The sequence below is a fragment of the Bacillus sp. FSL W8-0770 genome, from assembly GCF_038008705.1.
Lineage (GTDB): Bacteria > Bacillota > Bacilli > Bacillales > Bacillaceae_G > Bacillus_A > Bacillus_A cereus.
The window spans coordinates 138148-150000 of the sequence record NZ_JBBOZR010000001.1; the positions used below are offsets into that span (position 1 = coordinate 138148).

Sequence of the window (11853 nt, forward strand, 5' to 3'; positions counted from 1 at the left end):
CTCCGGGATTTCAGAGCAGTGTAAAATGTTACTGATTTGAAGAAGGGAGAACTATTGAATGGCTAAAGATGATGTAATTGAAGTCGAAGGTACCGTTCTTGAAACGTTGCCAAATGCTATGTTCAAAGTAGAATTAGAGAATGGGCATGTCGTATTGGCTCACGTTTCTGGTAAAATCCGTATGAACTTCATTCGTATTTTACCAGGAGACAAAGTTACGGTAGAATTATCTCCGTACGATTTAAATCGTGGTCGTATTACGTACCGTTTTAAATAATATAGCACTCCGTAATCTTTAAGGAGGTTCGAGACATGAAAGTAAGACCGTCAGTTAAACCAATCTGCGAAAAATGTAAAGTTATTCGTAGACGTGGAAAAGTAATGGTTATTTGTGAAAACCCTAAACATAAACAAAAACAAGGTTAATCAGAAGGAGGTGCATTCGTAATGGCACGTATCGCAGGTGTAGATATTCCTCGAGACAAACGCGTTGTTATTTCTTTAACTTACGTATTCGGCATTGGTCGCACAACTGCTGAAAAAATTCTTGCTGAAGCAGGTATTTCTGAAGAAACACGAGTTCGTGATTTAACGGAAGACGAATTAGGACGTATCCGTGATATCATCGATCGTATTAAAGTTGAGGGAGACCTTCGTCGTGAAGTATCTCTTAACATCAAACGTCTAATGGAGATCGGTTCTTACCGTGGTCTTCGTCACCGTCGTGGTTTACCAGTTCGTGGTCAAAACTCTAAAAACAATGCTCGTACACGTAAAGGTCCACGTCGTACAGTAGCAAATAAAAAGAAATAATAAGTAAAGGAGGTTGAACTAACAATGGCACGTAAAACAAACACTCGTAAAAAACGTGTGAAAAAGAATATTGAAGCTGGTATAGCTCATATTCGTTCTACTTTCAACAACACAATCGTAACACTTACAGATACTCACGGTAACGCACTTTCTTGGTCTAGTGCTGGTGCACTTGGTTTCCGTGGATCTCGTAAATCTACTCCATTCGCTGCGCAAATGGCTGCTGAAACTGCTGCTAAAGCTGCAATGGAACACGGTTTAAAAACTTTAGAGGTTACTGTTAAAGGTCCTGGTGCTGGTCGTGAAGCTGCAATTCGTGCTCTTCAAGCTGCAGGTCTAGAAGTAACAGCAATTAGAGATGTTACTCCAGTTCCTCATAATGGATGTCGTCCACCAAAACGTCGTCGTGTGTAATTTTTCTGTATAGAATTTTCCCTTTTGTCTATAATGGATATGATGCATTATCGAGAAATTTCGTACAGAAACATCGCTTGTTGTGCACAATCGGGAACTGCCTAAGGGGGACTTTCGGTTAGACAGGGGTTATACCTTTGTTTAACCGGGGTTTCGACGTTTTGAAGGAGGGTTTAGTTAATGATTGAAATCGAAAAGCCGAAAATCGAAACGGTTGAACTTAACGAAGATGCTAAATATGGTAAATTCGTAATTGAACCGCTTGAGCGTGGATATGGTACTACTTTGGGTAACTCCTTACGTCGTATTCTTTTATCCTCACTCCCTGGTGCCGCTGTTACTGCTATCCAAATCGATGGCGTATTACATGAATTTTCAACAGTTGAGGGCGTAGTAGAAGACGTTACGACGATCATCTTAAACTTGAAAAAGTTAGCTCTTAAAATCTACTCTGAAGAAGAGAAGACGTTGGAAATTGATGTACAGGGCGAAGGTATTGTCACAGCTGCTGATATTACTCACGATAGTGATGTAGAAATCTTAAATCCAGATTTACACATTGCAACGTTAGCAAAAGATGCGCATTTCCGCGTGCGTTTAACTGCAAAGCGTGGCCGTGGGTATACGCCAGCTGATGCAAATAAAAGCGAAGATCAACCAATAGGAGTAATTCCTATTGATTCTATTTATACTCCAGTATCACGTGTGACTTACCAAGTGGAAAAGACACGTGTCGGACAAGTGGCTAATTATGATAAGCTTACGCTTGATGTATGGACGGATGGAAGCATCGGGCCAAAAGAAGCTATCTCTTTAGGTGCCAAAATCTTAACTGAGCATTTAAATATCTTTGTTGGTTTAACTGATGAAGCACAAAATGCTGAGATTATGGTCGAGAAGGAAGAAGATCAAAAAGAGAAAGTTCTTGAGATGACTATCGAAGAACTAGACCTTTCTGTTCGTTCTTATAATTGCCTAAAACGTGCAGGAATTAATACTGTACAAGAGCTTGCGAACAAAACAGAAGAAGATATGATGAAAGTTCGTAACTTAGGACGTAAATCCTTAGAAGAAGTTAAACATAAACTTGAGGAATTAGGTTTAGGTTTACGTAAAGACGACTGAGGATTTAAACCCATCAACAAAGGAGGGAACTACGAATGGCATACAGAAAATTAGGCCGTACAAGTGCGCAACGTAAAGCTATGTTACGTGATTTAGCTACTGATTTAATTATCAACGAGCGCATCCAAACGACAGAAACTCGTGCAAAAGAACTTCGTTCTGTAGTGGAAAAAATGATCACTTTAGGTAAACGCGGAGATCTTCATGCTCGTCGTCAAGCAGCAGCTTTCATTCGCAATGAAGTAGCTAACGCTGAGACTGGTCAAGATGCACTTCAAAAACTATTCGCTGATGTAGCTCCACGCTATGCTGAGCGCCAAGGCGGATACACTCGTATTGCAAAAATTGGTCCACGTCGCGGAGACGCAGCACCAATGGTAATTATCGAGTTAGTATAATGATAATTAAAAGGGCAGGACAGTTCTTTTCAAGAAACTGGTCATGGCCCTTTTTTTTAAATATAAAAATAGGCTAACTGTGCGAAGGAAAGGGTGCCTTCTATTGAAAAAAGAGAAACTTCGGATAGAAAATATATCATTTCAATATCCTGGGGCAGCCACTTATGCATTAAAAGATGTTTCATTTTCCTTATATGAGGGAGAATGGGTATCTATTATTGGACAAAACGGTTCAGGAAAGTCTACACTTGCAAAATTATTGAATGGTTTGTTTTTGCCAGAAGCAGGGACTATTACAGTAAATGATACAATGGTTTTATCAGAGGAAACAGTATGGGATGTTCGAAAACAAATTGGAATGGTATTTCAAAATCCAGATAATCAATTTGTTGGAACAACAGTGCAAGATGATGTTGTATTTGGCTTAGAGAATATCGGAATGCCAAGAGAACAAATGATTGAAAGATTAGAACAGGCCTTGCAACTTGTCCGTATGGAAGATTTTCTTAATGATGAGCCTCATTCCTTATCCGGTGGGCAAAAGCAGCGAGTGGCAATAGCAGGCGTTTTAGCACTTCAACCATCTATCTTAATATTAGATGAAGCAACGTCAATGTTAGACCCTCAAGGGAGACGTGAAGTAGTAGAAACGGTTAGACAACTTGTTACTCAAAAAGGTATTACTGTGTTATCGATTACGCACGATTTAGAGGAAGCGGCACAGTCAGATCGTGTCATTATTTTAAATAAGGGAGAAATATTAGAGGAAGGGACTCCAGAAAAAATTTTCAAATCCTCTCATATGCTCCAAGAAATTGGCTTAGATGTACCGTTTTCAGTAAAAATAGCAGAATTATTAAAAAGAAATGAAATTCTCTTGCAAAATACGCATCTTACAATGGAAAGCTTGGTGAACGAACTTTGGAGATTACATTCCAAAAAGTAGAGCATCGTTATCAATATAAAACTCCATTTGAAAGACGCGCACTTTATGATGTAGACGTGTCGTTTCCAAGTGGGGGCTATTATGCCATTATCGGTCATACTGGTTCAGGTAAGTCGACGATGATTCAACATTTAAATGGTTTATTGCAGCCGACAAATGGTACAGTTCAAATTGGTGAACATTTGATTTCGGCAGGAAAGAAAGAAAAAAAGCTAAAGCCACTACGTAAAAAAGTAGGGGTTGTCTTTCAATTCCCAGAACATCAGTTGTTTGAAGAGACTGTGGAGAAAGATATTTGTTTCGGCCCTACTAATTTTGGAGTATCTGTAGACGAAGCAAGGCAAAAGGCTAGAAAGGCAATTGAACTTGTAGGGCTAGAACCGGAACTGTTAACACGTTCTCCGTTCGAATTAAGTGGTGGACAAATGAGACGTGTTGCAATAGCGGGTGTACTGGCGATGGAACCTGAAGTGCTTGTATTAGATGAACCTACAGCAGGACTAGATCCAAAAGGGCAGAACGAACTTATGGAGATGTTTTATAAGTTGCACAAGGAGAAAGGTCTTACAGTTATCCTTGTAACGCATAATATGGAAGATGCTGCTCAGTATGCGGAGCAGATTGTAGTTATGCATAAAGGAACGGTCTTTTTGCAAGGAAGTGCAGAGGAAGTATTTTCACATGCTGATGAACTAGAGAAAATTGGTGTGGATCTTCCTATGTCATTAAAGTATAAACGTGCAATTGAAGAGAAGTTTGGTATTTCAATTCCAAAGGCTACCTTATCTTTAGAGGATCTTACTCATGAAGTTGTGCAGGTGTTACGAAAAGGTGGTCATGAATCATGCAGCAGTTGATTATTGGGAGATATATCCCGGGGAATTCACTTATTCATCAACTTGATCCACGTACGAAGCTGCTGATTGTCTTTTTATATGTATTTGTTGTTTTCTTAGCAAATAATGCGATTTCATATGGATTTTTATTTTTATATGCACTCATTGCTTTATTTTTTGCAAAAGTGCCGATTCGTTATGTACTTTCGGGCTTAAAACCAATTTTATGGATTTTTCTTTTTACATTTTTCCTGCATATTTTTACAAATAAAGAGGGGGATGTACTATTCCAGCTTGGTTGGTTTTCGATATATGAAAAAGGATTAGAGCAAGGGATATACATTTCTGTACGATTCTTCGTTATTATTTTAATGACGACATTATTAACGTTAACGACGACACCTATTGAAATTACAGATGGTTTGGAGACGTTATTAAAGCCGTTGAAGCGTATAAAGGTTCCTGTTCATGAAATCGCATTAATGATGTCAATTTCTCTTCGTTTTATCCCGACATTAATGGATGAAACGAGTAAAATAATGAAAGCACAAGCGTCACGTGGTATTGATTTTGCCGGGGGACCGATAAAAGATAGAATGAAAGCTATTATTTCACTGCTCGTTCCTCTGTTTATCAGTGCTTTTAAGCGTGCAGAGGACTTAGCCATTGCGATGGAAGCTCGTGGATATCAAAGTGGTGAAGGACGTACTAAATTTAGGCAACTACGCTGGAAAACAAGCGATACAGTAACGATTGTCAGCTTATTTTGTTTAGCTTGTATTTTGGCATGGGTGCGATCGTAATGGAGAATAGAGAAATGGATAGAATAAAATGTACGGTTGCATATGATGGCATGCATTTTTGTGGTTATCAAATTCAGCCGAACCATCGTACTGTTCAACAGGAGATAGAAAAAGCATTGCAGAAATTGCATAAGGGAGAACTTGTTCGTGTTCAGGCATCTGGTAGAACAGATTCTACAGTTCATGCAAAAGGACAAGTAATACACTTTGATACTCCTTTGTCTCTTGAAGAGTGGCAATGGAGTAATGCTTTAAACACAATGTTGCCAGATGATATTGTTATTAGGCAAGTAGAGAAAAAAACAGAAGAATTTCATGCACGTTACGGTGTTGAGAAAAAAGAATATCGTTATCGTGTATTATTATCAAAGACTGCGGATGTATTCCGTAGAAATTACGTATATCAATATCCATACCCGCTCGAAATCAATTCTATACGAAAAGCAATTCCTTATTTTATTGGAACGCATGATTTCACTTCTTTTTGTTCAGCAAAAACTGACAAAAAAGATAAAGTGCGAACAATTTATGAAATCGAGTTAATTGAACAAGATGATGAAATAATTTTTCGTTTTGTAGGTAATGGATTTTTATATAATATGGTCAGAATTATTGTTGGTACGTTACTTAGCGTAGGGCAAGGAAAGCTTGATCCTGATAGCATTCCAGAGATTTTAGCGAAACAAAATCGTCAGTTTGCTGGAAAGATGGCTCCAGGTCATGGGCTTTACTTATGGGAGGTAAACTATAACAACTAATCCTGGTGTAACATTTGCTTGACATTAGAAACTCAAAAGTATATCATAACATATGGTATTGTTTCTAAAACCACGATTAGCCCCGGAAGGAAATCGTGTTTAAGATAAACAATAGATTTTTTCTATGGAAAAGATAACGAGGAGGGAAACACATGCGTACGACTTTTATGGCAAAAGCTAACGAAGTTGAGCGTAAATGGTATGTGGTTGATGCTGAAGGTCAAACTTTAGGTCGCCTTGCTAGTGAAGTAGCATCCATTTTACGTGGTAAAAACAAACCTACATTTACACCACACGTTGACACGGGTGATCATGTAATTATTATTAACGCTGAGAAAATTCATTTAACAGGTAATAAATTAAACGATAAAATTTACTACCGTCACACTAACCACCCAGGTGGACTTAAGCAAAGAACAGCTCTTGAAATGCGTACAAACTACCCTGTACAAATGTTAGAGCTTGCAATTAAAGGCATGCTTCCAAAAGGACGCTTAGGCCGTCAAGTTTCTAAGAAACTTAACGTGTATGCTGGAGCAGAGCATCCACACCAAGCACAAAAACCAGAAGTTTACGAACTTCGCGGATAATTAATTAAAGGAGGGCTTACTTTGGCACAGGTTCAATACTATGGCACTGGACGTCGTAAGAGTTCAGTAGCGCGCGTACGCCTAGTTCCAGGCGAAGGACGCGTTATCATTAACGGTCGTGATTTTGAAAACTATATCCCATTTGCTGCATTACGTGAAGTAGTGAAACAACCTCTAGTTGCAACAGAAACTTTAGGTAACTACGATGTACTTGTAAACGTAAATGGTGGTGGATACACTGGTCAAGCTGGTGCTATTCGTCACGGTATTTCTCGCGCTTTATTAAAAGCTGATCCAGAATACCGTCTAACACTAAAACGTGCAGGTCTATTAACTCGTGACGCACGTATGAAAGAGCGTAAAAAATACGGTCTTAAAGGCGCACGTCGTGCACCTCAGTTCTCAAAACGTTAATTTTTGCGAACTACAAACCCCAACCATTTTGGTTGGGGTTTTTTATGTTTCATTCCTCTTTTGCAATTTTTATAGCTTGGAATATTTTAGTGCTACCGCCACGCGTATGCTTCTTCTTTAGAAGTTTAGACTAATACGTATTAGGGAGGTTTATAAGTACTATGAATGTCATTGTTAGCTTACAAGAAAAACAAAAAGAAAAGCAGTTAAAATACGAGCGGAAGATGTTGCGGGAATTATCATTAAAAACATTGCGTTCAAATATTCGTGATGCCTTTCAAATGCAAGAGCTTCATCGTCAGTATGAAGATTACTGTATTGAATTAGGGATAGAATCTTATTTATTAGGAGCGAGATACAGTAAATTTGGTTATTATGGTGAATCGTTTTTTGATGTGAAATATAGAGCTTTAGAAGAAGAACAACAATTAACTGAAACGCTATTTCAATTTTTAACGAGTATGACTATGCGAGAAATAAAGTTGAAAGATGAGGAATTACTTTTTGAATCTTGTCAGCAGTTTATAGGATTGTGGTGGCAAGAAGGGTATGAAAAAGGTGAAAGAAGATATCGATTAAAGCTTCATTAAGACAAGCATAAACTTTCCTCTTGTCCCATATAAGTAATTAGAGGGACTAGCTGGAGGAGGAAAGGTATGAAGAGAATTCGAATTATCTCTTTTGCACTCGCTGCGGTTGTATTGTTTTTTTTAGTCAAACAAGAATTTCAAATTACAAAATCGTGGCGTGCTTGGAATTTACCCTTATCAGGGAAAGTAATCGTATTAGATGCTGGGCATGGTGGACCAGATGGAGGGGCTGTTGGTGGAAAGGATATTATAGAAAAGGATATTACGCTTGAAATTACAAAAAAGGTACAAGACTATTTACAAGAACAAGGTGCACTAGTTATTTTAACGCGTGAGGGAGATTATGATTTAGCTAACAAAGATACAAAGTCATATAGCAGACGTAAAGCAGAGGATTTAAAAAAACGTGTAGAAATCATCAATAAACCTGATGTAGACTTTTTTGCAAGTATTCATTTAAATGCTTTAACTAGTAGTGGATCGAAAGGCGCACAAACGTTCTATTACCGCTCTTCAATTGAAAATGAACGTGCTGCAAAATTTATACAGGCTGAATTGAGAACAAGTTTAGAAAACACGAATCGTTCTGCTAAGACAATTTCGCATGTATATTTATTAAAGTATTCTAAAACACCAGGTGCTTTAATTGAAGCTGGCTTTTTATCGAATGTGAACGAAAGGTATATGTTAAATTCGGAGAAATATCAGCAAAAGGTAGCAGCTGCAATATACCGTGGTATACTACGGTATTTCACGGAAAAAGGAAATCCTCCAGAATAAGGAGGATTTTTTTGAGCTTCTCTCGTTAACGAAGTTTTCGGAAAATATGTTATACTGGAAATGTAAACGCATTTATTTCAAGAATAAGCAGAGATAAATTCAATTAACATTACGTTATTTTTTCATACAGGGGGCTGGGCTAATTATGGTAAGGAAAGAGCAAGTGGTTGAAGCGTTAGAAGGGATTGTAGATCCGTTTTTACATAAAACATTAAAAGAAACAAGTGCAATTAAAGAGGTAACAGTCAAGCCAGAGAAGGAACATGTGAGTATCAAAATTGCAATCGTAAAAACCGGTACAGCGGAACAAATGCAGTTGCAGTCTGGAATTGTAAAGTTAGTAAAAGAACTTGGAGCAGCAACAGTTGGACTTCGTTTTGCAGAATTTACAGAAGAGGAATTAGCTCAGTTTGCACCGGAACAAGAAGAGCAAAGTGAATCTTTATTGTCACCTAATTCAAAAACAACATTCTTAGCAGTAGCGAGTGGAAAAGGTGGCGTGGGAAAATCAACTGTTTCCGTTAACCTTGCAGTTGCTTTAGCTCGTTTAGGAAAAAAGGTTGGTATTATTGATGCGGACATTTACGGTTTTAGTGTGCCAGACATGATGGGGATAGAAAAACGTCCTATCGTAAGAGGTGACAAGATAATTCCGGTGGAACGTTTAGGTGTAAAGGTAATCTCAATGGGCTTCTTTGTAGAGGATAATGCACCAGTTATTTGGAGAGGACCTATGCTTGGGAAAATGTTAAACCACTTCTTCACAGAAGTAGAATGGGGCGATTTAGATTATTTAGTACTAGATTTGCCACCAGGCACAGGTGATGTTGCGTTAGATGTGCACTCAATGTTGCCATCTTGCAAAGAGATTATTGTAACGACGCCTCATCCAACAGCTGCGTTTGTAGCAGCGCGTGCTGGAGCGATGGCATTGCGCACTGAACATAGTATTCTTGGTGTTGTTGAGAATATGGCATATTTTGAAAGTAAGGTAACTGGTGAGAAAGAATATGTATTTGGAAAAGGCGGGGGAGATAAGTTAGCTACCGAATTACAAACAAATGTTCTTGGGCGTATTCCACTGCAACAACCCGATTGGAATAAAGAAGACTTTGCTCCTTCAGTATATGAAGATACACATACAACGGGCATTATTTATAGTAAAATAGCTGAAACAGTAATTGATAAAACAGCTGTTACACAAAAATAAAGTGAATCTTTAATCAGTGGGGTTTACCTGTTACTGACAACAATAAGGCTGTAAACCTTTCGCTTAACTAGAGGGGTCCATTTTGTCTATTAATAGCAAGATAAAGTAATAACGAGTGAACAATGTATACATTGTTCACTCGTTATTATAGTTATTATTTTTTACTGTTCTTCCTTCTTCTCGTCTTGAGAACCACCGTCACCGCCTGCTTCTTTCTTACCGGATCCGCCTTTTTCAGCTTTTTGCACACCTTTACTAATGATATCAATCATCTTGGCTTGGAAGAGTGGACTTTCAGCAGTTTCTGTTAGTACTTGTTGTAGATATTGACGGTATTCTTTACTCTTCATTGTTTGTAACATCATTTTTTCTACTTCAGGATTTTTCATAATTTCTATAACGCCTGCTTGGTATTCAGGGTCTTTTAGTAAGGTTTTCATTAATTGAGTTTGTTCTTTCCCCATACTTTTAGCAAACTTTGATGAGAACTCAGGATCTTTAAAGAGCTTTTCCCAGAATTGTTGCCCTTTATCGGATACCATGGCATCTTCAATCGTTTTCTTTACTACTGTTTCATCGAGTATGAGTGCTTGTTTCATTTTTTCGTCAGTTAATACATCTTGAATAGCTTTCTTACCTTGATCTGTTTTTAAAATATCAACAATCATTTTCTTTGTTTGATCGTAATCTAGTTCGGATTTCGTTTCTTTTCCTTGTGCGCATGCTGCAAGTGCGATAAGTAGAAAAGAAGAAACGAAAATGAATAGCATCCGTTTCATAAGTTGGAACTCCTTTCAGCACAGTTCTCTCTTTTTAATATAAATATCTTTAAGGAATTTATACATGAACATGGCTAGCTTTTTGAAATTGTCATTGATACAATTTAATTAGAAATATAAGGATAATGGGGGATGTGTTGTGAATAGCCGCAAGTGGGTACGACTATTTTTAACGACGTTGTTTCTTGGTGGGATTAGCACAGTTATTATTGGTTTTGTTTTGGAGTGGGACAAGCACAATGAATTTTTTCAAAATTTCGACGGTAAGGAGATTTTAGCAGTATCTTTCTGGCTGATGGGTGTAGGATTTATTTTTAGTGTTATAAGTCAAATGGGATTCTTTGCATATTTAACAATCCACCGTTTTGGACTAGGGATGTTTCGCTCATCTTCTTTATGGAATGCAGTCCAGCTCTTCTTTATTGCATTCGTATTATTTGATTTTGTGTATTTAAGATCTGTACTTATTGCAAATGGGGAAGTCTCGTTAGGGAATAACATACTTGTTGCTGGAATATTATTTGTGTTTGGAGCAATTGTTGCTTATGTAAAAAGCAAAGAAACAAATAAAAAAGCATTTGTGCCAGCTCTGTTCTTTATGGTTGTTGTAACAATCCTTGAATGGGTACCGGCGCTTCGGATTAATGATACAGATTGGTTATATTTAATGGTTATACCGCTATTGTTATGTAACGCATATCAATTACTTGTATTACATCGTTTAATCGGAAAAACAAGTAAATCAGCTTAATAGAGAGATTTTATACACCAGCAGTTATAATGCTGGGAATGGTATGATTAAAAAAGCTCTACCACCTTCTTGAAAGGTAGTAGAGCTTTTTATGCGTGAAGAGTAGTAGGGAAGAAGCTACTTCACATCTTCACTTTTCGTACTTGTGTTGGAAATAAGTTGTGACACGGATATTTGCTCATATCCATCACTTTTTATTTTTTGCAGGAGCAGCGGTAAAGCTCTATTTGTTTGAAGGGCAGAATCGGATGCGTGTAATAAGACGATATCTCCACCTTTCAAATTATTAGAGACAGTGGAAACGATGTTATTTACACCTGGGTTTTTCCAATCGTTTGAATTATTACTCCAATGCACGACGGTGTATCCAAGTGATTCTGCGATTTTAAGGGTTGCTTTGTTAAATTCGCCACTAGGTGGACGCAACAGCTTGACTTGTTTTACACCAAGTTTCGTAAAAACATCTTGTGCTCGTAAAAGGTCTCGTCTTATTTCATTTGTCTCTAGAGAAGTGTAGGATGTGTAATTGTACCCCATACTACCGATTTCGTGTCCGTCTTTCATGATTCGCTCTACAATATCGGGGTGTCTTTCGGCCCATGCAGCAGAAAGGAAGAATGTTGCATTCTTAATTTCTCTTTCTTTA

Annotated in this window: 18 protein-coding genes (1 of these 18 only partly in view); 16 read left to right on the forward strand and 2 right to left on the reverse strand. The window is 37.8% G+C overall.

The window, feature by feature from the left end; all coding sequences use genetic code 11:
• Nucleotides 1–58 precede the first annotated feature (58 nt).
• From infA to NST27_RS00855, 15 genes are all read left to right on the forward strand, one after another.
• Complete coding sequence (gene infA / locus NST27_RS00785) at nucleotides 59–277, forward strand: translation initiation factor IF-1 (protein ID WP_001029884.1); 219 nt, start codon at nucleotides 59–61, stop codon at nucleotides 275–277.
• 35 nt (nucleotides 278–312) lie between these two features.
• Nucleotides 313–426, forward strand: coding sequence for a 50S ribosomal protein L36 (gene rpmJ, locus NST27_RS00790; RefSeq protein WP_000868344.1), 114 nt, complete (start codon nucleotides 313–315; stop codon nucleotides 424–426).
• 21 nt (nucleotides 427–447) lie between these two features.
• Nucleotides 448–813: a 30S ribosomal protein S13 gene (gene rpsM / locus NST27_RS00795; RefSeq protein WP_000090788.1), complete on the forward strand. Its 366-nt coding sequence runs from the start codon at nucleotides 448–450 to the stop codon at nucleotides 811–813.
• Nucleotides 814–837: 24 nt separating this feature from the next.
• Nucleotides 838–1227, forward strand: coding sequence for a 30S ribosomal protein S11 (rpsK, locus tag NST27_RS00800; protein ID WP_000101798.1), 390 nt, complete (start codon nucleotides 838–840; stop codon nucleotides 1225–1227).
• A gap of 180 nt (nucleotides 1228–1407) precedes the next feature.
• Complete coding sequence (locus NST27_RS00805; RefSeq protein WP_000569643.1) at nucleotides 1408–2352, forward strand: DNA-directed RNA polymerase subunit alpha; 945 nt, start codon at nucleotides 1408–1410, stop codon at nucleotides 2350–2352.
• A gap of 35 nt (nucleotides 2353–2387) precedes the next feature.
• Nucleotides 2388–2750: a 50S ribosomal protein L17 gene (gene rplQ, locus NST27_RS00810; RefSeq protein ID WP_000331490.1), complete on the forward strand. Its 363-nt coding sequence runs from the start codon at nucleotides 2388–2390 to the stop codon at nucleotides 2748–2750.
• 103 nt (nucleotides 2751–2853) lie between these two features.
• Nucleotides 2854–3696, forward strand: a complete 843-nt coding sequence (locus NST27_RS00815) for an energy-coupling factor ABC transporter ATP-binding protein (RefSeq protein ID WP_000711757.1) — start codon at nucleotides 2854–2856, stop codon at nucleotides 3694–3696.
• Entirely contained in the window at nucleotides 3672–4553 is an 882-nt protein-coding gene (locus NST27_RS00820) for an energy-coupling factor ABC transporter ATP-binding protein (RefSeq protein ID WP_000406535.1), read from the forward strand. The genes NST27_RS00815 and NST27_RS00820 overlap by 25 nt, the downstream gene beginning before the upstream one ends.
• Complete coding sequence (locus NST27_RS00825; RefSeq protein WP_001186526.1) at nucleotides 4541–5335, forward strand: energy-coupling factor transporter transmembrane component T family protein; 795 nt, start codon at nucleotides 4541–4543, stop codon at nucleotides 5333–5335. Before NST27_RS00820 ends, NST27_RS00825 begins: the two co-directional genes overlap by 13 nt.
• 14 nt (nucleotides 5336–5349) lie before the next feature.
• The gene (truA, locus tag NST27_RS00830; RefSeq protein ID WP_002164804.1) at nucleotides 5350–6093 is read left to right on the forward strand and encodes a tRNA pseudouridine(38-40) synthase TruA; all 744 of its coding nucleotides are present in this window, start codon (nucleotides 5350–5352) and stop codon (nucleotides 6091–6093) included.
• Between the two features lie 152 nt (nucleotides 6094–6245).
• Nucleotides 6246–6683 (forward strand): 50S ribosomal protein L13, encoded by a 438-nt coding sequence (rplM, locus tag NST27_RS00835; RefSeq protein ID WP_001260793.1) that lies wholly within the window; start codon nucleotides 6246–6248, stop codon nucleotides 6681–6683.
• A gap of 21 nt (nucleotides 6684–6704) precedes the next feature.
• The gene (gene rpsI / locus NST27_RS00840) at nucleotides 6705–7097 is read left to right on the forward strand and encodes a 30S ribosomal protein S9 (RefSeq protein WP_000079986.1); all 393 of its coding nucleotides are present in this window, start codon (nucleotides 6705–6707) and stop codon (nucleotides 7095–7097) included.
• A 161-nt stretch (nucleotides 7098–7258) separates the two neighbouring features.
• Entirely contained in the window at nucleotides 7259–7687 is a 429-nt protein-coding gene (locus NST27_RS00845; RefSeq protein WP_001101005.1) for a DUF2521 family protein, read from the forward strand.
• Nucleotides 7688–7753: 66 nt separating this feature from the next.
• Nucleotides 7754–8467 (forward strand): N-acetylmuramoyl-L-alanine amidase CwlD, encoded by a 714-nt coding sequence (gene cwlD, locus NST27_RS00850; RefSeq protein WP_000822439.1) that lies wholly within the window; start codon nucleotides 7754–7756, stop codon nucleotides 8465–8467.
• A 145-nt stretch (nucleotides 8468–8612) separates the two neighbouring features.
• On the forward strand, nucleotides 8613–9677 hold the full coding sequence (locus tag NST27_RS00855; RefSeq protein ID WP_000251775.1) for an Mrp/NBP35 family ATP-binding protein: 1065 nt from the start codon (nucleotides 8613–8615) through the stop codon (nucleotides 9675–9677).
• 161 nt (nucleotides 9678–9838) lie between these two features.
• Here NST27_RS00855 and gerD read toward each other — a convergent pair whose 3' ends face one another.
• Nucleotides 9839–10456, reverse strand: a complete 618-nt coding sequence (gene gerD, locus NST27_RS00860) for a spore germination lipoprotein GerD (protein ID WP_000827293.1) — start codon at nucleotides 10454–10456, stop codon at nucleotides 9839–9841.
• A 139-nt stretch (nucleotides 10457–10595) separates the two neighbouring features.
• On the opposite strand from gerD, the gene kbaA reads away from it, so the two are divergent.
• On the forward strand, nucleotides 10596–11207 hold the full coding sequence (gene kbaA, locus NST27_RS00865) for a KinB signaling pathway activation protein KbaA (protein WP_047385506.1): 612 nt from the start codon (nucleotides 10596–10598) through the stop codon (nucleotides 11205–11207).
• Nucleotides 11208–11324: 117 nt separating this feature from the next.
• Here kbaA and pdaB read toward each other — a convergent pair whose 3' ends face one another.
• Nucleotides 11325–11853, reverse strand: partial view of a polysaccharide deacetylase family sporulation protein PdaB gene (pdaB, locus tag NST27_RS00870; protein WP_000464705.1) — the 3' portion only. 236 nt of this gene lie beyond the right edge of the window; 529 of the gene's 765 nt are visible here — the last part of the coding sequence; its start codon lies off the right edge, out of view — the gene reads right to left on this strand; its stop codon occupies nucleotides 11325–11327.

Excerpts from the sequence above, each read along its gene's own strand:
- gerD (WP_000827293.1), bottom strand. The coding sequence starts at position 10,456 with ATGAAACGGATGCTATTCATTTTCGTTTCTTCTTTTCTACTTATCGCA.
- cwlD (WP_000822439.1), top strand. The coding sequence starts at position 7,754 with ATGAAGAGAATTCGAATTATCTCTTTTGCACTCGCTGCGGTTGTATTG.
- NST27_RS00855 (WP_000251775.1), top strand. The coding sequence starts at position 8,613 with ATGGTAAGGAAAGAGCAAGTGGTTGAAGCGTTAGAAGGGATTGTAGAT.
- NST27_RS00845 (WP_001101005.1), top strand. The coding sequence starts at position 7,259 with ATGAATGTCATTGTTAGCTTACAAGAAAAACAAAAAGAAAAGCAGTTA.
- rplM (WP_001260793.1), top strand. The coding sequence starts at position 6,246 with ATGCGTACGACTTTTATGGCAAAAGCTAACGAAGTTGAGCGTAAATGG.
- rpsM (WP_000090788.1), top strand. The coding sequence starts at position 448 with ATGGCACGTATCGCAGGTGTAGATATTCCTCGAGACAAACGCGTTGTT.
- infA (WP_001029884.1), top strand. The coding sequence starts at position 59 with ATGGCTAAAGATGATGTAATTGAAGTCGAAGGTACCGTTCTTGAAACG.
- rpsK (WP_000101798.1), top strand. The coding sequence starts at position 838 with ATGGCACGTAAAACAAACACTCGTAAAAAACGTGTGAAAAAGAATATT.
- NST27_RS00825 (WP_001186526.1), top strand. The coding sequence starts at position 4,541 with ATGCAGCAGTTGATTATTGGGAGATATATCCCGGGGAATTCACTTATT.
- truA (WP_002164804.1), top strand. The coding sequence starts at position 5,350 with ATGGATAGAATAAAATGTACGGTTGCATATGATGGCATGCATTTTTGT.
- rpmJ (WP_000868344.1), top strand. The coding sequence starts at position 313 with ATGAAAGTAAGACCGTCAGTTAAACCAATCTGCGAAAAATGTAAAGTT.
- NST27_RS00805 (WP_000569643.1), top strand. The coding sequence starts at position 1,408 with ATGATTGAAATCGAAAAGCCGAAAATCGAAACGGTTGAACTTAACGAA.
- rplQ (WP_000331490.1), top strand. The coding sequence starts at position 2,388 with ATGGCATACAGAAAATTAGGCCGTACAAGTGCGCAACGTAAAGCTATG.